Source organism: Aeromonas sp. FDAARGOS 1402 (genome assembly GCF_019046925.1).
Classification (GTDB): Bacteria; Pseudomonadota; Gammaproteobacteria; order Enterobacterales; family Aeromonadaceae; genus Aeromonas; species Aeromonas caviae.
On record NZ_CP077201.1, the window covers coordinates 3,007,937 to 3,029,807 of the forward strand.

Annotated in this window: 14 protein-coding genes; 5 read left to right on the forward strand and 9 right to left on the reverse strand. The window is 64.5% G+C overall.

The genetic code is table 11. The annotated features are described in order from the left end of the window. Positions 1–35: 35 nt before the first annotated feature. Positions 36–2,975: a GGDEF and EAL domain-containing protein gene (locus I6L32_RS14445; RefSeq protein ID WP_216944034.1), complete on the reverse strand. Its 2,940-nt coding sequence runs from the start codon at positions 2,973–2,975 to the stop codon at positions 36–38. A gap of 134 nt (positions 2,976–3,109) precedes the next feature. Here I6L32_RS14445 and I6L32_RS14450 point away from each other — a divergent pair, with 134 nt between their 5' ends. Continuing rightward, on the forward strand, positions 3,110–4,810 hold the full coding sequence (locus tag I6L32_RS14450) for an FAD-dependent oxidoreductase (protein WP_216944035.1): 1,701 nt from the start codon (positions 3,110–3,112) through the stop codon (positions 4,808–4,810). 108 nt (positions 4,811–4,918) lie between these two features. Here I6L32_RS14450 and I6L32_RS14455 read toward each other — a convergent pair whose 3' ends face one another. Genes I6L32_RS14455 through I6L32_RS14475 form a run of 5 tightly spaced genes read right to left on the reverse strand, consistent with a single transcriptional unit; the run spans position 4,919 to position 10,029 of the window. Further along, positions 4,919–5,347 carry an ion channel gene (locus tag I6L32_RS14455; protein WP_216944036.1) on the reverse strand — a complete coding sequence of 143 codons (429 nt, stop codon included), beginning with the start codon at positions 5,345–5,347 and terminating at the stop codon, positions 4,919–4,921. 1 nt (position 5,348) lies between these two features. Continuing rightward, a complete protein-coding gene (locus I6L32_RS14460; protein WP_216944037.1) occupies positions 5,349–6,377 on the reverse strand; it encodes a DUF2955 domain-containing protein in 1,029 nt (342 codons plus the stop codon). Positions 6,378–6,385: 8 nt separating this feature from the next. Beyond that, positions 6,386–7,477 (reverse strand): HlyD family secretion protein, encoded by a 1,092-nt coding sequence (locus tag I6L32_RS14465; RefSeq protein ID WP_216944038.1) that lies wholly within the window; start codon positions 7,475–7,477, stop codon positions 6,386–6,388. Further along, positions 7,470–8,987 carry an efflux transporter outer membrane subunit gene (locus I6L32_RS14470; protein WP_216944039.1) on the reverse strand — a complete coding sequence of 506 codons (1,518 nt, stop codon included), beginning with the start codon at positions 8,985–8,987 and terminating at the stop codon, positions 7,470–7,472. Before I6L32_RS14470 ends, I6L32_RS14465 begins: the two co-directional genes overlap by 8 nt. Positions 8,988–8,991: 4 nt before the next feature. Then, on the reverse strand, positions 8,992–10,029 hold the full coding sequence (locus I6L32_RS14475; protein ID WP_223955555.1) for an AI-2E family transporter: 1,038 nt from the start codon (positions 10,027–10,029) through the stop codon (positions 8,992–8,994). Between the two features lie 87 nt (positions 10,030–10,116). On the opposite strand from I6L32_RS14475, the gene I6L32_RS23535 reads away from it, so the two are divergent. The 3 genes from I6L32_RS23535 to pbpC all read left to right on the forward strand — a co-directional run bounded on the left by I6L32_RS23535 (position 10,117) and on the right by pbpC (position 17,797). Continuing rightward, on the forward strand, positions 10,117–10,251 hold the full coding sequence (locus I6L32_RS23535) for a hypothetical protein (protein ID WP_010674281.1): 135 nt from the start codon (positions 10,117–10,119) through the stop codon (positions 10,249–10,251). Between the two features lie 330 nt (positions 10,252–10,581). After that, entirely contained in the window at positions 10,582–15,423 is a 4,842-nt protein-coding gene (locus I6L32_RS14480; RefSeq protein WP_254203827.1) for an alpha-2-macroglobulin, read from the forward strand. Beyond that, a complete protein-coding gene (gene pbpC / locus I6L32_RS14485; protein ID WP_216944041.1) occupies positions 15,389–17,797 on the forward strand; it encodes a penicillin-binding protein 1C in 2,409 nt (802 codons plus the stop codon). The genes I6L32_RS14480 and pbpC overlap by 35 nt, the downstream gene beginning before the upstream one ends. 88 nt (positions 17,798–17,885) lie before the next feature. On the opposite strand, the gene I6L32_RS14490 is transcribed toward pbpC, so the two are convergent. Beyond that, a complete protein-coding gene (locus tag I6L32_RS14490) occupies positions 17,886–18,845 on the reverse strand; it encodes a hypothetical protein (RefSeq protein ID WP_216944042.1) in 960 nt (319 codons plus the stop codon). 164 nt (positions 18,846–19,009) lie between these two features. On the opposite strand from I6L32_RS14490, the gene thiI reads away from it, so the two are divergent. Continuing rightward, entirely contained in the window at positions 19,010–20,458 is a 1,449-nt protein-coding gene (thiI, locus tag I6L32_RS14495) for a tRNA uracil 4-sulfurtransferase ThiI (protein ID WP_010674285.1), read from the forward strand. Between the two features lie 75 nt (positions 20,459–20,533). Here thiI and I6L32_RS14500 read toward each other — a convergent pair whose 3' ends face one another. After that, positions 20,534–20,926, reverse strand: coding sequence for a hypothetical protein (locus I6L32_RS14500; protein ID WP_039038657.1), 393 nt, complete (start codon positions 20,924–20,926; stop codon positions 20,534–20,536). A gap of 101 nt (positions 20,927–21,027) precedes the next feature. Next, entirely contained in the window at positions 21,028–21,660 is a 633-nt protein-coding gene (locus tag I6L32_RS14505; protein ID WP_045525413.1) for a trimeric intracellular cation channel family protein, read from the reverse strand. Between the last annotated feature and the right edge of the window lie 211 nt (positions 21,661–21,871).

Below are 21,871 nucleotides of genomic sequence, written 5' to 3' on the forward strand. Positions count from 1 at the left end.
ATTTTATGACAGAAAGCCCTATAAATCCTACCAGTTTAGCCCGCAGGGGTGGCACCCAGCAGGCTCTCCAGTGCCTTGACGGGGAGCGGCCGACTGGTGAGGAAGCCTTGATAATGCTGGCATCCCAAGGCCTTGAGCACGGCGAGCTGCTCCTCTTCCTCCACTCCTTCGGCGGTGACGGTGAAACGAAACACCCGGGCGAGATCCAGGATGGCCTTGACGATGGCCTTGTCCTGTTCGCTGTGGACCAGGGTCTGGATGAAGCTTCTGTCGAGCTTCACTTCGTCGGCGGGCAGATCCCGCAGATAGGCCAGGGAGGAGTAGCCCGTGCCGAAGTCGTCGATGGAGATGAGCAGGCCGAGGGCCTTGAGCTGGCGGATCCTGGCGATACTCTCCAGCCGATTTTCCAGCACCACGGACTCGGTGATCTCCAGCAGCAGGCGCGACGGGGGCACCCCGGTGTCCCGCAGAATGTACTCCACCTGCTGCACGAAACCGGCGGTGTGGAACTGGCGGGCGCTGACGTTGACCGACAGATGGGGGATGGCGAGACCGTTGTTGAGCCAGAAGCTGTACTGGGCGCAGGCGGTCTTCATCACCCAGTAGCCTATCTCCTGGATCAGGGTGGTCTCCTCGGCGATGGGGATGAACTCCCCGGGTGGCACCATGGTGCCGTCGGCCTTCTGCCAGCGCAGCAGCGCCTCTATGCCCGAGAGCGTGCCGTTGTCGACCCGGTATTGGGGCTGGTAGTGCAGCACCAGCTCGTTGTTGCGCAGGGCATCGCGCAGCTGGTTGTTGAGAGAAAGCTTGCTCTTCTCTTTTTCCGCCATGGCTTCACTGAAGAAGATATGGTTGCCCTGGCCCGCGCGCTTGGCCATGTGGACGGCGGTATCGGCCTGCTGCATCAGGACAAGGTGATCCTTGTCGTCATCGCTGAACAGGCTGATCCCCACGGAGGCGCTGCAGTGCAGCTTGTGATCGCCGATGTCGAAGGGGGCGCGGAAGATCCCCATCAGCTCCCGGGCAAAGTGCTCCGCCAGGATCTTGGCGGTGATATAGCCCTGGCCCAGTGCCGTGAAGAGCAGGGCAAATTCGTCACCCGAGGTGCGGGCGAGCACCAGGTTCTCCTGGGGCAGGGACTTGAGTCGCACCACCACGGCCTGGAGCAGCAGATCGCCGCAGGCGTGACCGAGGGAGTCGTTGATGGATTTGAAGTTGTCCAGATCCAGCAGCAGCAGGGCCCCCCACTGGCCACTCGGGGTCTGCAGGGTGCGCTGCATGATGTCGGTCAGGCTGCGCCTGTTGTAGAGATCGCACAGGTCGTCGTAGTAGGCGAGGCGCTCGATGTGGCGGGCGGTCTCTTTCTCTTGGGTGATGTCGTGGAAGCTGCAGACGAAGTGGCTGATCTCCTCCTCCTCGTCCTTGACCCCGCTCACCATGAGCCGCACCGGGAAGAGGTGTCCTTCCCTGTGCAGGCATTGTTCCTCCCCGAGCCAGTATCCCTGCCGGTTGACCGCCGCGATCACCTCCTCCTTGAGGGTGTCGCCATAGTAGGTGGGCCTCAGGGCGTCGATGTGCAGGCCCAGCATCTCCTCGCTGGCAAAGCCGGTGATGCGGCTGAAGGAGGCATTGACCTTGAGTATGATGCCCCCGTGATCCATCACCAGCAGGCCGTCGTGGGTGTTGAAGGCCACTTCTGCCAGGCGCAGGGCATCGTCATTGGCCAGGCGCTGCAACTCGCTGGCGGCCCGCTCGCGCTGTTCGTAGAGGACGTCCAGCAGGGGCGCGGGATCGGCCAGAGGGGTGGCGAGCAGCAGGGTGAGCTGCCCCAGGGGGAGACCGTTTGGCCCCGGGAAGGGGATACCGACATAGGCCTTGGCGTCGAGGGCCAGCAGCTGGCTGGACTGGGGATAGCGCAGGGCCAGATCTTCCACGTAGAGACTCTGCCCGTGCTGGAAGATCTCCCGGCCAGGGCCGATGTCCATGGGCATGGGTTTGACGACGGCGAAGGTCTCCCCCTCCACCACGCAGCGGGGAATGAGCCAGAGATCCTGGCCGCGAGGCTGAAACTCGCCGATCCAGCCCCAGTGGGCACCGCTCAGGCCCATGGCCCAGCGCAGCAGGGCGCGGCAGTAATCGTTGCCGGTCAGGTTGGCAAGCCCGGGTGGGGGCGCGAGGTCCGGGGCGTCGGTCGCCACGGGGTCCGGCTGCCAGTGGCCGAGCAAGCGGGCGCAATGACGCACCAGTTGCAGGGTGTCATCGCTGATGAGGGTGCTCTCGGCATACTCCAGGCTGAGCACGCCGATGAGCTTCTCCTGTTCCAGCAAGGCGCCGTCCAGGCGGGAGCAGACATTGGCATCGGCCAGGTAGTAGTGCTGGCTCAACATGGGCTGGTGGGCCGCCTCCGAGAAGCTCAGGGCGCCCCGGGCGCGCAGGGCTCGGATGTAGCGGCTGTCTCCGCGAATGGCACCGAGCGCGTCCACCCCCAGGGTGAACACCGGGGTCAGCTGCTCGCCGCCAAGGGCGCCATGGGCCTGGTAGTGCCAGAGGATCAGGCGATCGGCCCCCAGGCACTCCTTGAGGCTCTCCAGCATGGCGTCATACTGCTGCTGGCTGGCCATCTGGCTCAGGCGCGGCAGTTGCAGGGACAGGCTGGCGGCGCTCTCCTGGGACTGGGTCTGCAGGCAGATGAGCCAGAAGGCGTCCTGCTCGTGGGAGAGGGAAATGTGCCAGAGGAGAGCGTCAAAGCGCAGCACCAGCTTGCCCCCCTTGCCGCTGGCCAGCCGCTGCTCGATGGGCTGGCGCAGGGCGTCCGGCAATTGGGCTGGCCAGGCACTGCGGGGCTCGTCGAGCCAGTGGAGCGGCGTCTGCATCACATCGGTCAGGGCGACCAGCCGTTGACTACGGGTATCCAGGCGGAAAAACAGGGGCGCCTGGCTGGCGGTCGGAAGATGGCTGAGCGCGGTAGACGACATGAACTGACACTATCCTGTTGAGCAATTGTCGGAGGGCAAGAATACTGCAAATCCGTGGCAAACAAAATTTCATTGAATTCTAAATTAGATAAGTCTAATTTATTGGTCATTTCCTGTTGAGTGGAGTCTTGCAGATGAAACGGATCCTGATTGTGGGTGGTGTGGCCGGGGGGGCGTCCGCCGCCGCCCGTGCCCGCCGTTTGAGCGAAGAGGCGGAGATCGTGATGTTCGAGCGGGGCGAGTTCGTGAGCTTCGCCAACTGCGGTCTGCCTTATCACATCGGGGGGGATATCCCGGATCGGGATGCCCTGCTGCTGCAGACACCGCAAAGCTTCAAGCGCCGCTTCAACGTGGATGTGCGGGTGTTTCACGACGTCATCGAGATAGACAGGGCCGGCAAGAGCCTGCTGGTGCGCAACCTGCTGACCGGCGAAGAGCGGCGCGAAGCCTACGACGTGCTGCTGCTGAGCCCGGGGGCGGCGCCCATCCGGCCTCCCTTCCCCGGCATCGACAGCCCGGGTGTGCACACCTTGCGCAATATTCCCGACATGGATCGCATCCTGGCGGCGCTGGCGCACGACAAGCCCCGCCACGTCACCGTGGTGGGGGGCGGTTTCATCGGGCTGGAGATGATGGAGGCGCTGCACCAGCGCAAGCTGGATGTCACCCTGCTGGAGCTTTCCGAGCAGGTGATGGCGCCGGTGGACAAGGAGATGGCCAACCTGCTCCATGCCCGTATCCGGGAGGAGGGCATCGATCTGCGCCTGCGCACCGGCCTCGCTGCCATCGAGAGCCTGGAGGTGCCTGCCGAGAAGACTGCCGAGAAGACTGCCGCCGTGGCGACCGCCCAGCGGGGTGGACTGCGCCTGACCCTGAGCGACGGCTCTCATCTCGACACCGGCCTGTTGATCCTCGCCATCGGCGTCAAGCCCGAGACCCTGCTCGCCGCCAAGGCGGGGCTGGTGCTGGGACCGCGGGGCGGCATCAAAGTGGATGCCGGGATGCGTACCTCGGATCCCTGCATCTTCGCGGTGGGGGACGCGGTGGAGGAGACCGATTTTGTCACCGGCGAATCCGTGCTCATTCCCCTGGCGGGCCCGGCCAACCGGCAGGGGCGCATCGCCGCCGACAACATGCTGGGGCGAAGCGAAACCTACAAGAAGACGCAAGGGACCGCCATCTGCAAGCTGTTCGATCTGGCGGTGGCGAGCACGGGGCTGAACGAGAAGCGGCTGGTGCAGCTGGGGCTGCCGTTCGAGAAGGTCTATGTCCACCCGGGCAGCCACGCCGGCTACTACCCCGGTGCCCACCCGGTCAGCCTCAAGCTGCTGTTTGCCCCCGATGGCAAGATTTACGGCGCCCAGGCCATCGGCAAGGCTGGCATCGACAAGCGCATCGACGTGCTGGCGGTGGCCCAGCGTGCCGGGCTCACCGTGTTCGATCTGCAGGATCTGGAGCTCACCTATGCGCCGCCCTTTGGCTCGGCCAAGGATGTGATCAACATGGCGGGCTTCGTGGCGAGCAACCATTTGAAGGGGGACACCCTGCTCTGCCACGCAGCCGAGGTGCAGGCTCGCCACCCCCATCAGCAGGTGGTGGATGTGCGAAACGGCCCCGAACTCGACAAGCTGGGACGCATTCCGGGGGCGATGCACATTCCTCTGGACGAGCTGCGTGGCCGCCTTGATGAGTTGCCCAAGGATAAAGAGCTGCTCATCAGCTGCCAGGTGGGACTGCGGGGTCACGTGGCCTGCCGCCTGCTGAGCCAGCACGGCTTCAAAGTGAAGAACCTCTCCGGCGGCTTCAAAACCTGGCAGATGGTGATCGCCGAGTAGATCCTGTGGCTGAAATGGCCCGATTGATCACTCTGTATGCAAACGGGCCACTCCAGTGAGTGGCCCGTTTTGTTGCCGCAGGGGTTTGCCGCAGGTGGCCCCTCGCTGTCAGGGGGTCACGTCATCGAACTGATTGCGAATGTGGTGCTGCAAGACCGCGAGCATGGAGGCGCCGGAGAGGCCTATCATCAGGGCACCGTTGACCGCCTCCAGGGGGCCGAGCAGCTTCCACTGCGGGCTCATGACGATGTCGCCATAGCCCAGAGTGGCGAAGTTGACCCCGGAGTGATAGACGGCCTCCTGCAGGGTATCGAACTCCCGGAGCCACAGGAAGAGCACTCCCCAGACGCCGATCTGGGCCAGGTTGCCCAGCATCACCAGGGTGATTATGCCAAACAAAGCCAGCATGCCGGCCAGGGCCCCCTCGCGTTCATTGAATCGCTTGACGTAGAAGCGGATGCACCAGACGGATACCAGGGATTGCAGCAGCATGTTGACCAGGATCACCGGGATGCCGACCAAAAAAATCGTTAACATATCAATCTCCTAGCTTGGCTTCTGCCAGTGGGCGGCCGACTGGCCACCACGGTTCGAGCAGCAAGATACAGAGCCAGCCATAGCCGGCCACCACCAGATAGAGGCCGCAGCGCATGGCGGCCGCCAACCACACATCCTTGCCGGTGGCGCTGTCCTCGATGGCCGGGCCAAACAGGATGAGCGCCGTGATCCAGGCGTTGCTCCAGAATGACGGTGGGAAACGCCCCGCCACCAGCCGCACCAGGCGCCGCGCCAGCCAGAGGGTCATCAGGGCCAGCATCAGCACCAGCATCAGGAGCGAGGGCCAGAGGCTGAGCCCCAGCCAGAGTGCGAACGCCAGCAGGGCGCCCATCAGGGTCGAGAGCACCAGCTCCTGGCCCGCCTGTCTGGCGTTGAGAGAGGTACTCTGCTGGGCCAGGGTCACCGTCTTCATCACCGCCGGAATGTAGAACGCCGGATTGCTGAGGGCCAGCAGCCACACCGGCAGCACCATGGCGACGGCGCGCAGCGCCAGCCGCTCGGGGTGTTCGGGGGGCAATGGCACGGGCCTTGCCGCCGCCCCGGCCACCGGCAGGGGAGGGAAGAGCGCGTGGGCCAGGCGGTTGACCAAGGTGCCTATAAGGATCCCCAGCGCCATCATCTGGGCAAGGGCGATGGCAAGGGACTGCTCGATGAGACCGGCCACCGGGATCACAGTAATGGCCATGATGAGCAGCATGGCGGCGGCGCCCTTGCCGGCCATCGCTTGCTGCATCAGCAGGTAGAGCAGCAGGGCGACGAGCAGCACGGCCGCCAGGGCATAGTGGGTCAGCAGGGGGACCAGCAGCACCCCGGCTGTCATGATTCCCAGCAGCAGCAACCCCCCTGCCAGCCCCTTCTTCAGGCCGAGGGCCTCTCCGGGTCGGCACAGCACCACCCAGGCCATGATGACCCCGAGGTGGGGCATGGGCAGCGCCAGGCCGTAACAGATCCCCGTCGCGAGCCCGATGCCAGTGCCAATGCGCAGTACAGCCCTGTCGGCGTTATGCATCTGGCGCCTCAATAGAGGAAGGAGAAGAGGCTCATCAGCCGGATATAGAGCGCTCCCAGGAAGTGCATCACCCCGCTCTCGCCGGTGTAGACCAGCACATCGGCCTGGCCACCGACCCGCAGCGCCTCGACCGGCGGAAAGTCATCATTCTGGAAGGCTACCTTGACCGGGAAACGCTGGGCCTGGCGCAGCCAGTCGCGGTTGTTGTCCACCGTGGGCAGGGTGCCGGCGGGCTGGCTCTTGCCATCGCCCACCCCGTAGCCGACGCTGCGGATCTCCCCCTTGAACAGCTGTCCGGGCAGGCTGTCGAGCAGGATGGTGACCCTGTCCCCCGGTCGAATGTTGCCGAGGTTGTTCTCCGTCAGATCCGCCGATACCCAGACGTCGTGGATGGCGATCAGGGTCATGGCCGGGGCGCCGGCCCCGATAAACTGGCCCGCATCCGTGCTGAGGTCGGTGATGAGCCCCCGACCCGGCGCCACCACGCGGGTGTTCTGGCGATCCAGCTCGGCCTTGTGCACCGCCGAGCGGGCACTGAGCAGCTGGGAGTTGTCATCGCCGCTCGCCCCGGCGGCCTCGATGGCGCGGCGAACGTCGGCTTCGGCCGCCGCCACCTGGCTCTTGGCGGTCTCGCGGCTGGCCTGGGCCACCTCCAGGCGACGCACCGAAATGGCCCCCGGATCTTCCCGATAGAGCCGCTCCTGGCGCTCGGCATCCTTGGCCGCGTTGTCGTAGGCAGCGCGCATGGCCATCAGGGAAGCCTCGGCCGCCTTGACCCCTTCGGTATTCGCCTTGACGCCGCTCAGCACCGTCTGGTAGTCGGATCTGGCCTTGGCCAGGGCGATGTCATAAGGCTCGGGATCGATCTCGAACAGGGGGGCGCCAGCTTCCACGTCCTGATTGTCGTGGACATAGACCCGCTTGATCTGGCCTGCCACCTCGGCGGCGACGGGAACCACGAAGGCCTGCACCCGGGCCTGGGAGCTGTAGGGGGTCAACCTGTCCGCCAGCAGATACCAGGTGAGCAGGAGGAGGATCGCGGCCAGCAGCCCGAGGGTGGCGCGGCGGCTGGCCTGACCGGGAGAGGCTGTGTCAGTCATGGGCGTTTGCCTTCTGTGTCATGGGGGAGTGGGCTGCGTCGAGCAGGGGGGCCCAGTCGGCGCGCGTGCGCAGTTGAGCCTCCACCTTGGGGGTCACCAGGGGACGTTCGCGCCCCTGTTCCCAACCGCCACCCAGTGCCTTGTAGAGGGTGATGAGGTCGCGCATCCGGGCACCACGGCTGTTGACCAGGCGCTCCTGCTGGTTGAACAGGGCACGCTGGGAGTCGAGTACCCGCTGGAAGTCCGCCATCCCCTCGCGGTACTGGGTGTTGGCGATTTCGAGGGAGCGGCGGGCGGCTTCGCCGGTCTGGGTCAGCAGGGCGATCTCCTCCTGGCCGTTGGCATAGGCAACGGCCGCGTCATCCACCTCGCGGGCCGCCTTGAACACGCTGTCGCGATAGCGTTCGTGAAGCTGCTGGAAGCGGGCGTCCTGCACCAGGATCTGGTTGCCGAGCCGCCCCTGATCCAGCAGGTTCCAGGTCAGCGACGGCCCGACGGCCCAGGAGAAGGTGCCACTTTCCCCGCCGCTGGCATTGACTCCCAGGGTGCCGAGCAGGGTGATGGAGGGGTAGAGCTCGCTCTCGGCCACCCCGATGAGGGCCGACTGGGCGGCCAGCTGACGCTCCGCCACCCGCACGTCGGGACGGCGGCGCAGCAGATCCGCGGGCATCTCGGTGACCAGGGCCAGCTCGCCCTGGGGGATCTTGCCGGTGTTGGTGGTCATCTCGGGCAGGGGCCCCGGGGCGCTGGCGAGCAGGGTGGAGAGGGCGTTCTGGCTTTGGCGCAGGCTGGTCTCGAGCTGGGGAATGCCGGACAGGGTGCCCAGGTACTGGGTCCTGGCTTGCTGCACGTCCAGCTCGGCGCTGTTGCCGCTCTTGAACAGTCGCTCGGTGATCTCCAGGCTGCGCCGCTGGATGCGGGCATTCTCCCGGGCGATCTGGAGCCTGGCCTCCAGGGTACGGATGCTCACATAGAGCTGGGCCACCTGGGCGGCCATCAACACCTGGATGTCGTCATACTGGGCCAGGGTCGCGAAATAGCTGGCATCCGCCGCCTCGACTCCGCGCTGGAACTTGCCCCAGAAGTCGAGTTCCCAGCCGAGGTTGAAGCCGGCGCCGTAGCTGTTGCCCGCGCTGCTGTGGCCGCCCCGGGTCTGACCTGCCTGGAGGAATTCTGCCGTTCCCACCGTCGCCTGGGGGCCGAGCAGGCTCTCGGCGATGCCAAGCTGGGCCTGGGCCTCGAGGATCCGCAGGCCGGCGATCCGCACGTCCGGATTCTTGAGGAAGGCCTCCTCCACCAGGGCGCTCAGCACGGGATCGTGCAAGTTGTCCCACCATCGTCGGTAGTCGGTCACCGTCACCGCCTGCTGACCCTCGCTGGCGCTGTGCCAGTTGGCCATCTCCTCGACACCGGGGGCCTGATAATCGGGCCCGAGCAGAGTACAGGCACCGAGCAGCAGGCAGGTGCCCCCTGCAAACAGGGGGCGAAGGAGAGAAAGTGCGTCGGCCATGGGGTTATTTTTCCGCGTTGGCCAGACCGTCGTTGACCCAGGCCATGAAGATGCGATAGCCGATGGAGAGCAGGGTGGCACCGATGAACATGCCGAGGATGCCATTGGTGGCCATGCCGCCGAGGGCCCCCAGCAGCACTACCGGCATGGGCGCATCGACGCCACGCCCCAGCAGCAGCGGCTTGAGCACGTTGTCGGCCATGCCGGCCACGACCAGCAGCACTGAGTAGATGACGTTGAGCAGGGTGCCGTGATCCCCCGCCATCCACATGAAGGCGATGGCCGGTCCCGTGACCAGGATGACGGGGACCTGGGCGATACCCAGGATCAGCGCCAGGACGAAGAAGATGCCGACCGCCGGGATCCCGGCGAGGGACATGATGACGCCAGCCAGCAGGGCCTGGATGAAGGCGACCCCGATGACCCCCATGGCCACGGCCCGGATGGTGCTGGTGCACAGCTTGGTCAGGGCGAGGCCCTTGCGCTCATCGGTGATGCGCATGGCGATGCGCTCGGCGCTGATGGCACCCGGTGCCCCCCAGGCCATGATGATGCCAGCCACGATGAAAGAGGCGACGAAGCCCAGCAGGCCGCCCCCCATGCTGGCGAGCATGGTGACAGTCTGCTTGGCCATGTCGCCGAGCTGCGGCTTGTAGCTGATGAGGAGGCTCGGCAGATCCACGGATGCCTTGGTCCATAAGGCGTGCAGTTTGGCACCGATCAGCGGGATGCTGGCGATGTCGGCGGAAGGTGCCGGAATCACCAGAGTGTTGTTGTTCACCTTGTCTATCAGGGCGCTGACGCTGTCACCCAGGGAGCCGAGCATGGCCACGGTGGGGGCCACGATGAGCAGGATGCCCAGCAGGACCAGCAGGGTGGACGACTGACCCTGTTTTCCCCCGAGTCTGGCGGCAAAGCGCTGATGGAGGGGGTAAAGGGTGACCGCCAGGATCAGGGCCCACAGCATCATGTTCATGAAAGGGGAGAACACGGTGAAGCAGAACGACCCCAGCGCCAGAATAAGACCAAATTTGATGAACATGTCCAGGAATCGGGCAACCAATCTTTTTTCGACGAGGGACAGATCGTTATTTTCCATGCTGATATGACTCCAGAGAGGGATGGATGCATGACCCCGCTGACCCTGTGTGAACTCAAGGTCGGCATTCTGGTCGATGGACAATTAATAAGTTTGTTTTCAATGGTTGAGGCATACATCGAGCGCACCTGCACGTTATGTATGGCACAGGTGTTCAAGGCGTAAAAAATATTTATCTGCTTGATATGTCGTTGATTGGAAGGCCTGTGTTGAGCAGGGCCGAGAATAATGAATGGCCCGATCACGCACAAGTGAACAGTGGTGCCCGGTTTAGCCTGGGTTCAGAAAATCACGACAATCCTCTTTCATGGAACAGGAGATCGCATACGGGGCCTCGAATAAACCTCTCGGTTCACTGGGCGTCGCGCTCCCGTCCGAGGCGATGCGCCCATTTCTGTTGGCCGATGCCGCCCGACATGGCAGTTGGTGTTCCCGGGAGTGACGCTTTATTCTATTGGCTCCTGCGCTGCGGCGATCCAACCCGGGATGAACACCATGCACCTCTCTCTCTCCTGCCCCGTGACTCGTCTTCCCCGTGTGGCCTGGCTGGCGGCGCTGCTGGCTGGTTGCGGCCCCGACAAGCCTGCCAGCCAGGTGCCGACGACAGAACCGATGGCCCGGCAGGAGGCGGGAGCGCCCGCATCCGTGGTGCAGGCCAATGCACGCCAATACCGCGATGCCCCGGCGCTGGCCCTGGTCTTCTCCGGCCCCTTGGTGCCCAAGGCAAACTGGCAGAGCTGGCTTTCTGTAAGTGAAGGGGGCAAGCAGGTGCAGGGGGAGTGGATCCTCGCCGACGATGGCCGCACCCTCTATTTCCCGAACGTGCAACCCGACAAACGCTACGAGGTGAGCCTCAAGGCGGGGCTGGGCCCATCCCCCCAGCGCTGGACCCTCAAGACCCGGCCGCTGGAGGCAGGGGCGTCGTTTACCGCGAGCGGCATGGTGTTGCCGCTGCGCGACGAGCTGCGCCTGCCCATCAGCGCGGTCAACGTGGACGAGGTCAATATCGACTTCTTCCGGGTCGATGCGGAGTATCTGCCCCGTTTCCTGGCCGAGTATCGCCCCGGTTCCGGCATGGGCAACTGGGAGCTTGAACAGATCACCCAGCGGGCCAAGCGGGTGTTCAGCGGCCGTTACGCGCTGGAGCTCGATGCCAACCGGCGCGAGACCCGCCTCATCAATGTGAAGGAGCCGCAGCTGGCGGAGGCTGGCGTCTACTTTGCGGTAATGTCCCCCCTTGGCAACTACGACTGGCGCAAGGAGACCACCTACTTTGCGGTGAGCGACATGGGGCTCAGTGCCCGCCGTTACCGCGATGAGCTGGAGGTGTTCGTCAGCTCCCTGGCCAGCGCCGACCCCCTCAAGGATGTGCAGCTCTCCCTGCTCGACCAGAAGGGCAACCGGCTGCAGGTGCAAACCACCGACCCCCAAGGTCATCGCCGCTTCGATCAGGTGCAGGGGGCTCGCCTGCTGCTGGCCGAGCAGGGCAGCCATCTGGCGGTGCTGCGCCTCGATGGCGCGGCCCTCGATCTCTCCACCTTCGAGCTCGGCACCCAGCCCTGGCAGGCCCAGCAGCTCTATCTGTTCAGCGGACGCGACCTCTATCGCCCCGGCGAGCGGCTCGACAGCGAGATCCTGCTAAAAGGGCAGGATGGCCAGCTGCTTCCTGGCATGGCGGTGGAGCTGGAGGTGAAACAGCCGGACGGCCAACTGCTCGAACAAAAGCGCCTGCTGCCGGACAATCTTGGCGCGGCCCACTACGGCCTGCGTCTGCCGGAGGATGCGCCGCTCGGGCGCTGGACCATCAACCTCAAGACTGCCGCCGGCAGCCGTTTCGAGTGGCCTTTCCTGGTGGAGGAGTTTCTGCCGGAGCGGCTGAAACTGCAGCTTGGCAAGGGGCAGGATGGGGAAGTGACGAGTCTGGTCGCCGCCCTCACTCTGCCACTGCAAGGGGACTATCTCTACGGCGCACCAGCCAGTGCCACCAAGGCGAAGGCGGAGGTGAAAATCAGCCGCGCCACCATGCCCTTTACCCAGTGGCAGGAGTTCACCCTGGGTGACGTGCTGCTCGCCGAGCAGGCCAAGGATCTCGAGCCGCTGAATCTCATCCTGGATGCGCAGGGGCAGGGGACGTTTTCGCTGGCTGATGAACTCGATGGGGTGCGCGCCCTCGGGCCGCTGGAGGTGGCCTATCGGGTGTCGCTCGCCGAGCCCGGTGGCCGCGCCGTCAATCGCAGCCGCACCCAGTATGGCTGGCCCGCAGGCAGCCAGTGGCCGGCACTCAAGGCCGATTTCGTGGCGGAGCGGGTAGAGGGGGGCAAGCCGCTCCCCTTCCAGATCCTCAACCTCGATGAGCAAGGCCAGCCGGTGGCGGGGGCGGTGAAGGTGCGCCTCATCAACGAGTACCGCGACTACTACTGGCACTACGCCGATGGGGAGGGGTGGAAGTACGAATTCAACAGCCAGCCCTATCTGGAGCAGGAGCAGACCCTGCAGCTGGATGGCAAGGGGCCGACCCCGCTCACGCTGCAACTGGCGGCGGGCTGGTATCGGTTGGAGGTGGAGAACAGTCAGGGCCATCAATCGAGCCTGCGGGTGGAGATCGGCAGTTACGCCTGGGGCGGCGGTGGCGAGCAGGCGCGGCCTGACAAGATTGTCATTACCCTCGACAAGCGCGCCTATCAGGCGGGTGACAAGGCCAACGTGACTTTGGTTGCCCCGCGCCCTGGCAAGGGCTTGCTGATGGTGGAAGATGGCGACGGCCTGCGCTGGTGGCAGCGCATCGAGCTCAAGGGGGCCGGTGGCGATGCCAAGGATGCCCGCGGCGAGTTCGAGATCCCGGTCAGCCCCGAGTGGCAGCGCCATGATCTGCATATCTCGGCCCAGATCGCCGCGCCAGACAGTGACTCAAAGCCGGTGAGCCAAAAGAGTGTGCAGAGCCTGCGCTCGGTCGGGCTGGTGCCGTTCACCCTGGATCGGGAAGCGCGCCGTCTGCCGCTTACCCTGAGCGCGCCGGACAAAGCGGTGCCGCTCACTCGACTGGAAGTGACCGCGACCTCCACCCCCAACAGTCAGGGCCGCGTGGTGCTGGCGGCGGTGGATCGGGGCGTGCTCAACATCAGCGATTATCAACCCCTCGACCCGTTCGAGATCTTCTTTGGTCGCAAGCGCTTCGCCCAGGATTTGTTCGACAACTACGGCCAAGTGATCCCGCCGCAAGATGGCAAGCTGGCTCGCCTCAACTACGGGGGTGACCGGGCGCCGCTGAAAAAGGGCGGCGCGCTGGAGAGCCGGGTCGAGATCGCCGCGCTCTGGAGCGGCGAGGTGAGTTTTGACGAGCAGGGCAAGGCGGTGATCCCGCTCGAGCTGCCCAACTTCAACGGCGAGCTGGCGCTGATGGCGCTGGCCTGGAACGAACAGCAGGTCGGTGAGGCCGAGCGCGCCGTCAAGGTGGTGGCGCCGCTGGTGGCAGAGATCGGCTGGCCGCGCTTTGGCGCCAGAGGGGATGAGACCCGGGCGCTGATGCAGCTGCGCAACATGAGCGGTGAGGATCAGACCCTCTCCCTTGCCTGGACCCTCAACGGCGGGCTCAAGGCAAACGGCGAGCTGCCCGAGACGCTGTCCCTCAAGAACGGCGAAGAGCAGTGGCTGACCCTGCCGCTCACCGTGACCGGGGCGAGCGGTGTGGCAAGCCTGCAGTTGGCTGCCAGCGGCAAGGATTTTGCCATCAGCCGCGACTGGACTTTGCCGCTGCGCTCCCCCTGGCCGGCCGAGACTCGCCAGCGCTACCAGATGCTGGCTCCCGGCCAAGAGATGAGCTTTGCGCCAGCTGAGCTGGCCGGGCTGGATCGTGCCAACCTGCAGGGGCTGCTCAGCCTCTCCGGCACTCCCCCCTGGGATCCGGCAGCCCAGTGGCAGGCGCTGGCCGACTACCCCTACGCCTGTCTGGAGCAGACCTTGTCCCGAGCCTGGCCTTACTTGCTGACCACGGCCGATGAGCGGGCCGCCTGGCACAAACCCGCAGAGGGCAAGAAAGCGGCGAGCGAGGCGGATGTGCAGCGCGCCCTGCTGCAACGGCTGCAGCGGTTGCAACTGCCAAGCGGTGGTTTTGGCCTCTGGGATAGTCGCTCCGACGAGGAGCAGTGGCTCACCGCCTATGCCGCCGACTACCTGCTGGCGCGCAAGGAGGCGGGCGACGCAGTGCCTGAAGCGATGCTCAATCAGGCTTTGAACCGGCTGCAAAGCTATCTCACCGACAGTCAGTATGGTGAGCGCTGGAGCAGTGCCCCCGAGCACAGCCGGCTGGCCTATCAGGCTTACAGCGCCTATGTGCTGGCCCGGGTGGGCAAGGCCCCACTTGCTACCCTGCGGCTTGTCTGGGAGCAGCAGGCCGATCACGCTCGCTCCGGTTTGCCACTCTTGCACCTCTCGCTGGCGCTCTCGGCCATGGGGGATGAGCAGAACGCCGCCAAGGCCCTCAGTCGGGCATTGGCGACCGAGCGCGGTGACGATTATCTCGGGGATTACGGTTCACCGCTGCGCGATCAGGCCCTTGAGCTTTCCCTGCTGCGCCAGCACAAGCTGGCTGCGGAGCGCTGGCCGGCCCTCAGTGCCAAGGTGGCAGATACCTTGGCTCATCGGCAGTGGCTCAGCACTCAGGAGCGGCTCGCCCTGCTGCGACTCGCCAGCTTCGATCCGGCCGTCGATTGGCAGGCCAAGGTAACTTCCTCTCTTGGCAGTGGATCCCTGAGCGGTTCGGCTCCGCTGCAGCAGGGCGCCCTCGAGGCACTGGCGGCGAGCACCGTCACCAACGAGGGCAGGGGCTCGCTCTATGTGCAGCGCACTCTGGTCGGTTACCCCGAACAGGCACCGGCACGGATCAGCAAGGGGATGAGTGTGACCCGCAGCTGGTTCAATAGCGACGGTCAGCCGTTTGATCCCGCCAAGGTGAAGGTGGGCGATCTGGTGGTGGTGCGGCTCAACGTCAGCAGCGAATCGGCGGTGCCCGATGCCCTGCTGGTGGAGATGGTGCCCGCTGGCTTCGAGCTGGAGAACCCGGCCCTTGGCAACAGCATCAAGCTGGAAGAGCTCTCCATCGAGGGGAAACCGGCGTGGCAGAGCGAGTGGAACGACTATCTCAAGCATCAGGAGTTTCGCGATGACCGCTACACGGCGGCGCTGGATCTGAGTGCCGGGAGCAACCAGCAACTGGTCTACCTGATGCGGGCGGTGACGCCGGGTCGCTATCTGGTGCCGCCGACCCAGGTGGAGGATATGTACCGCCCCGAGCTGCGGGCTGTGGGTGAGGATATCCACGAGGTGCGTATCTCTGAGTAACAAACCCTCCCTTGAGCGGGTTCGCCCGCTCACTTTCTGGCGGCGCGGCTGGCTGCGACTGTGTCACGGTGGCCGCATTTGCCGCCACCGGCTTGGCCGTCTGCCACGCTGGCTGCGCTACTCGGTGCTGGGGGTTGTAGCACTGCTCCTGTCATTGCTGGCGCTGGATCGACTCTTCCCGCCGCCGCCGCTAGACCCTGCCTACGCACGGGTGGTGCTCGACATGAAGGGGCGACCGCTGCGCGCCTTTGCCGATACCAGCGGCGTGTGGCGTTACCCCGTGATCCTGGAGCAGGTCTCCCCCCGCTATATCGAGGCGCTGCTGGGTTACGAGGATCGCTACTTCTGGCGTCATCCCGGGGTCAATCCGGTGGCCATGGTGCGCGGGGTCTGGCAGTGGCTGCGTTACGGGCGCGCCGTGTCGGGGGGCTCGACTCTTACCATGCAGGTTGCCCGCCTCATCGAGCCTTACCACCGGAGCGTGCCCGGCAAGTTGCGCCAGATGGCCCGTGCGCTGCAGCTGGAGTGGCACTATGACAAGCGCACTCTGCTCACCGTCTACCTCAACCGGGCGCCGTTTGGCGGCAATCTGGAGGGGGTGCAGGCGGCAAGTTTTGCCTACCTTGGCAAGAGCGCCGCCAAGCTGACCTATGCCGAGGCTGCGCTGTTGGCGGTACTGCCGCAGGCTCCCAGCCGCAACCGGCCGGACCGGCATCCCGAGCGGGCCCGCACCGCCCGCGACAAGGTGATGCAGCGGCTGGTAGCGCAAGGTGTCTGGCCCGAACAGGTGTGGCTGGAGGGGCGCATCGAGCCGGTGCTGGCTCGCGGTCACTTCACGCCGATGGAGGCGCCGCTGTTTGCCCGCCTTGCCGCCGATAATCAGGCCGGGGCGCTGGTGCACACCACCATAGACGGCGATCTGCAGCGTTGGTTGGAGGGGCGGGTGGCGAGCTATATCCGTCGCTTTCCCGAGCAGACCTCAGCGGCGTTGCTGTTGGTAGATAACAAAGCCATGGCGGTGCGCGCCTATGTAGGCAGCGCCGAGTATGGCAATTTGCGCCGCCACGGTTACCTCGACATGGTGCAGGCGATCCGCTCTCCCGGCTCCACCCTTAAGCCCTTCATCTACGGTTTGGCCATGGACGAGGGGCTGGTGCACTCGGCTTCTCTGCTCTCCGATGCGCCGAGGCTGGGATCTGACTATCGCCCCGCCAACTTCTCCGGTGCCTTTCAGGGGCCGGTGACGCTGGCCCAAGCACTGCAGCAATCCCTCAACGTACCGGCGGTGCAGGTGCTGGAAGCGCTTGGGCCGGACAAGCTGGTCAGCCGTCTCGACAATGCCGGGGTGAGGCTGGCTCTTTCCGACAAGCCCAATCCGGCCATTGCGCTCGGGGCGGCGGGCATTCGGCTCGAACAGCTGGTGGCACTCTACAGCTCGCTGACCCGGCAGGGGCAGGTGGCGATGCCGGTCTGGCTGGCGGGGCAGCAGGCGGTGTCACGCCCCTTGCTGAGCCCGGGCGCGGCCTGGATCATCTGGCAAGTATTGAGCGCGCAGGGGCGGGCGGATCAGCCTTTCGCCAGCGAGGCGACCGGCCGGGTCAATCGACTGGCTTGGAAGACCGGCACCAGCTATGGCTATCGCGACAGTTGGGCCATGGGGGTCTCCGGTCGCTGGACCATAGGCGTCTGGTTGGGGCGCCCCGACGGTACCCCCATGCCCGGTTTTTACGGCCAGAGTGCAGCTGTGCCGCTGCTGCTCTCTGTTTACTCGCGGTTGGCTGACAATAGCCCCCTGCCGGCACAACCCAACACGGTGAGCGAAGCCGAGATCTGCTGGCCGCTGGGGCGCAAGGCCAGCGCGACCCTGCCGCAGACGTGTTTGCAGCGCCAGAGCGCCTGGTTGCTGGAAGGGCGCGATCCTCCCACCTTGCCGGACCCCATGGACTGGCCCTCGCCGCTGCGCCAGGTCGCACTGACCGCCGCGGGCAAGCCGACCTTGGCCCGCTGCCACGATGCGGCGCAATCCGGCTTTCGGGCCCTTTGGCCGCTGTCGCTGGAGCCGTGGCGGTCCCCTGGCGAGCGGCGTCAGGCGCTGCTGGCCAGCGGTTGTGCAGGGGAGGGGCAGAGCACCGAGCTGCAGGCCCCCATCCGCATTCTGGCACTGGGGGAGGGCAACCTTATCCGCAGTCAGCGCTATCGGTTGCAGCCCAGGGTGCTGGGCGGTGTCGGCAAGCCGGCCTGGTTTCTCAACGGCCAGCGGCTGCGCTGGGACGGGGATCAAGTAGTGAGCAAGGCGGGCCGCTATCAGCTGGTGGTGGTGGATGAGGCGGGAAACAGCGATCGCATCGAGTTTCGGCTGGAAAACCCCTCCTGAGGGCGTGGTAAGCGCCAAAATATTGACGGCATCGGGGATGGTCCCGATGCCGTCAGTTGATTGTCGATTCCCCGGCAGAGGCGGGGGGTCAGGGCTTGACCTGCCCCAGCCGGGTGAAGAAATGCCGGCTCTTGCGCTGGTGGAAGTGGCTCTTCTTGATGGGATGAAATACCAGGTCGCTCTGTGGGTGACTCCCCTTGAGGTGGTGGATCATCGCCATGGCCGGTAAGCCAGTACTGACGAGCGTGGTGAGCGGCAGGGTGACGGTCTCGGGTCCCAGCAAGGAGGTGAACCCCTGCTGGGCCTGCTCGAAGCGGGTCAACACGGCGGGTTCGGCGTAGCCGCTGCCCAGCATGGCGAGCAGGGCATCGAGGGCCTGATGGAGCTCGGCGAGCTGCTGACGAAAGCCGCTTCGCCCCCGCAGGGCAATGAGCTCTGCAAACGGGATGTCGGCCAGGTGAGTGGGCACTTGCAGCGGGATCTCGAGGTGGAAGCAATCCTGACCGCCGCGATTGTGGTAGCGGGATTCGAGCAGGTGAAGCAGGCGGTCGAGATAGTCGTGATCGGTAATAAGCGCCCCGTCATTGGCGAGTGCCCACTCACGGGCGAGGCGCATGGAGAGCAGGTTGGCAAAGCGGCGCGCCATTCTGATCCCCCCTTCATCCTGCGTCGCAAAGCCGTGGGTCAGACAAAATCCGTGCAGCCGCTCCAGTCCCGCCTGAGCCGGGCAGAAGCAGTCGTGGTTGGCAGGCTGGCGCCAGCGACCGATCAGCTCCTTGTTGCCAAACACCTTGTGACGCACGAAGTCGGGGGCGACCAGGCCGGCAATCTGGCTCTCGACCTGGGGCGTGATATGGGCGAAGAAGGCGGGTTGTGGCGGCTCGGCCAGCAGGTCGGTTTGCTGGCGCAGGGTCTCCAGCAGGGCGGTGAGACCGCTCTTCTCACTGACGGTGAAGACGAAGGCGAGCCGCTCCAGATAGAGCAGGGCAAACTTGAGCCAGAGCTCGTCGCGTACCTCCATGCCGGGGTAGTAGATATGGGTTTTCATGGATGCTGTGTTGCCAGGATGCAGGGGTGGGAATATACGCATGATTGCCCGGATGCGGCAAACTTTGCGTGGGGGAATGTGAGCGGCCGCTCATGCAGTAGGCGCTGCTCACAAAGTTCTGATATAATTCGCGCCCTTAAATCAAGGCCACCCGAGTCATTACCATGAAGTTCATTATCAAGCTGTTCCCTGAAATCACCATCAAGAGCAAGTCGGTTCGCCAGCGCTTTATCAAGATCCTGCAGGGCAATATCCGCAATGTCCTGCGCCGCTTTGACGACGATGCCCGGGTGCGGATGGATTGGGACAAGCTGATCGTGAGCTCCCGCAATGACCAGTTCCGCGAGCAAGCCATCGAAGCCCTGGCCTGCATCCCCGGCATTCAGGCCTTCCTCGAGGTGCAGGCCAGCAAGTTTACCGACCTGCACGACATCTTCGAGCAGGTGAAAGCCGTCTGGGGTGATCAGCTCGAGGGCAAGACCTTCTGCGTGCGTGCCAAGCGCCACGGCAAGCACGAGTTCTCCTCCCTCGAAGTGGAGCGCTACGTGGGCGGTGGTTTGAACCAGCACTGCGTGAGCAACGGCGTGCGCCTCAAGAACCCGGATGTGAAGATCAACCTCGAGATCGATGGCGAGGAGCTTTTCATCGTCAGCGCCATCCACCAGGGGCTGAGCGGCATGCCCATCGCCACCCAGGAAGATGTGCTGAGCTTGCTCTCCGGCGGGTTTGACTCGGGTGTCGCCTCCTTCCAGTTCATCAAGCGCGGCTGCCGGGTGCACTACTGCTTCTTCAATCTGGGTGGGGCGGCTCACGAGATTGGCGTCAAGCAGGTGGCCTATCACCTGTGGAACCGTTTCGGCTCCTCCCACCGGGTGCGCTTCACCGCGGTGGACTTCGAGCCCGTGGTGGCCGAGATCCTCGAGAAGATCGACAACGGCCAGATGGGGGTGGTGCTCAAGCGGATGATGATGCGTGCCGCTGCCAAGGTGGCCGACGAGTTCCAGATCCCGGCCCTGGTGACCGGCGAGTGCGTTGGCCAGGTTTCCAGCCAGACCCTCACCAACCTGAACGTCATCGACCGGGTGACCGACAAGGTGATCCTGCGCCCGCTCATCACCTGGGACAAGCCGGACATCATCAGCGAAGCCCGTCGCATCGGCACCCTGGAGTTCGCCGAGACCATGCCGGAGTACTGCGGCGTGATCTCCAAGAAGCCGACCGTGAAGGCCGAGCTCTCCCGCATCGAGGCGGAAGAGGAGAACTTCGACTTTGCCATTCTGGACAAGGTGGTGGCCGAGGCCCGTTACCTCGACATTCGTCGCATCGGTGAAGAGACCGCCGCCGAGGTGCAGGAGGTGGAGACCACCGCCGAGAGCGGTGACGACGAGGTGATCCTGGACATTCGCTCCATGGAGGAGCATGACGACAAGCCGCTGGTGGTGGAAGGGCGCGAGATCATGCATATCCCCTTCTTCAAGCTGGCCACCGCCTTTGGTGATCTGCCGAAAGAGAAGACCTACCTGCTCTATTGCGATCGCGGCGTGATGAGCAAACTGCAGGCGCTTTACCTGAAAGAGAAGGGCTTTGCCAACGTCAAGGTCTACCGTCCGTGATGTGACGGCAAGACGCGTATAAAAAATCCGGCCAAGGCGCCGGATTTTTTATTTCACTCGGATGAAGGTAGATGCTCAGGGGCAGGGGACCGGGGTGAAGGTTTCCTGACCCTGACAGCGCCAGCCCATCTCGGCCTGACGCATCTGCCACAGGTTGTTGCTGCGAAACAGGGTCAGGATGTAGAGCATGTCGCTACGCTGGCCATCAAGGGCCACCGAGAGCACCAGATCGTTGTCCAGCTGTTGAGCATGGATACGGGTGGGTACATCTTTATGGCCGACGAAGCGGCGAGCCACTTCGCGATAGTCGTTGACCCAGCCTTGCTGACTGCTGCTCGCCTGACGGATCTGCTGGTTGAACTGCTGCACCGGGGTGGATGCCAGACGCCCGAACAGGGCCTGTGCCCCCGCATGAGCCGCTGCCACCATCATCAGAACAAGCGTGGTAATGAGCCCAAGTTTTTGCATGAGGTTTTCCGGCTTGAAACGACCCCTGTATGACAACAGAAAAGCCGGCTTGGTTCAATCTTGTCCCTGTCGGGATGGGATCTCGCCCACTCCGGCGTTCCTCAGTTGCGCTGCAGCGAGAAGGTGGGCAGGGAGAGATGCCAGTAGATGGCCGCCACCCGCAGGCCGAATACCCCGAGCATGCTGATGAGCATGGCGCTGACCCTGTCTACCCCAATTTCCAGCGACAAGGTATAGAGGATGCCGCCCAGAATGCAGGCGGTGGCGTAGATCTCCTTTTGCAGCACCATGGGCACCTCCCGGGCCAGCACGTCACGGATCATGCCGCCCGCAACCCCCGTCATGGTGCCCATGATCACCGCAATCAGCCCGGGTGTGCCGAAATTGAGGGCCTTCTGGGCACCGATCACGGTAAAGAGCGCCAACCCGAAGGCGTCTGCCACCGGCAGCACGTACCAGGGCATGCGGCGGGGCAGTTTGACCATCCACATGCCGATGAGCGCCGTGGCAATGACCACCCAGATATAGAGGGGGTCGCGTACCCAGAAGACCGGGGTTGCCCCCAGGATCATGTCGCGGATGGTGCCACCCCCGATGGCGGTAACCGCCGCCAGCACCATGACACCGAAACCATCCATCCTGAGACGGCCGGCCACCAGTACGCCCGAAAACGCGAATACCGCAGTACCAAACATGTCGCTGATGTAAACAATCTGCTCAACCAGTGTCTGCATGGAGAACAACTCACGTCCAATAGATGATGGGGCGGCGATTTTAGGGGCAAGGTGTGGGGATGAGCAATGCTGGCGTGCAAAAGTGGGAGCCAGCGCCGGTTTCTGAAGGCTGGGTGAAGATCACGCTCCCGCCTTGTCTGATGCGGGCTGTGGCCACTATGGCCCGGGGGGCAGGCAGTCAAGTGACAAAAAATCCCGATTTTTTTCTCAA

What these genes read in the sequence shown, in the direction of transcription:
- I6L32_RS14480 (WP_254203827.1), top strand. Translation starts at nt 10,582, where the DNA reads ATGCACCTCTCTCTCTCCTGCCCCGTGACTCGTCTTCCCCGTGTGGCC.
- I6L32_RS14450 (WP_216944035.1), top strand. Translation starts at nt 3,110, where the DNA reads ATGAAACGGATCCTGATTGTGGGTGGTGTGGCCGGGGGGGCGTCCGCC.
- I6L32_RS23535 (WP_010674281.1), top strand. Translation starts at nt 10,117, where the DNA reads ATGACCCCGCTGACCCTGTGTGAACTCAAGGTCGGCATTCTGGTCGAT.
- thiI (WP_010674285.1), top strand. Translation starts at nt 19,010, where the DNA reads ATGAAGTTCATTATCAAGCTGTTCCCTGAAATCACCATCAAGAGCAAG.
- I6L32_RS14460 (WP_216944037.1), bottom strand. Translation starts at nt 6,377, where the DNA reads ATGCATAACGCCGACAGGGCTGTACTGCGCATTGGCACTGGCATCGGG.
- I6L32_RS14470 (WP_216944039.1), bottom strand. Translation starts at nt 8,987, where the DNA reads ATGGCCGACGCACTTTCTCTCCTTCGCCCCCTGTTTGCAGGGGGCACC.
- I6L32_RS14455 (WP_216944036.1), bottom strand. Translation starts at nt 5,347, where the DNA reads ATGTTAACGATTTTTTTGGTCGGCATCCCGGTGATCCTGGTCAACATG.
- I6L32_RS14465 (WP_216944038.1), bottom strand. Translation starts at nt 7,477, where the DNA reads ATGACTGACACAGCCTCTCCCGGTCAGGCCAGCCGCCGCGCCACCCTC.
- I6L32_RS14445 (WP_216944034.1), bottom strand. Translation starts at nt 2,975, where the DNA reads ATGTCGTCTACCGCGCTCAGCCATCTTCCGACCGCCAGCCAGGCGCCC.
- I6L32_RS14500 (WP_039038657.1), bottom strand. Translation starts at nt 20,926, where the DNA reads ATGCAAAAACTTGGGCTCATTACCACGCTTGTTCTGATGATGGTGGCA.
- I6L32_RS14490 (WP_216944042.1), bottom strand. Translation starts at nt 18,845, where the DNA reads ATGAAAACCCATATCTACTACCCCGGCATGGAGGTACGCGACGAGCTC.
- I6L32_RS14505 (WP_045525413.1), bottom strand. Translation starts at nt 21,660, where the DNA reads ATGCAGACACTGGTTGAGCAGATTGTTTACATCAGCGACATGTTTGGT.
- I6L32_RS14475 (WP_223955555.1), bottom strand. Translation starts at nt 10,029, where the DNA reads ATGTTCATCAAATTTGGTCTTATTCTGGCGCTGGGGTCGTTCTGCTTC.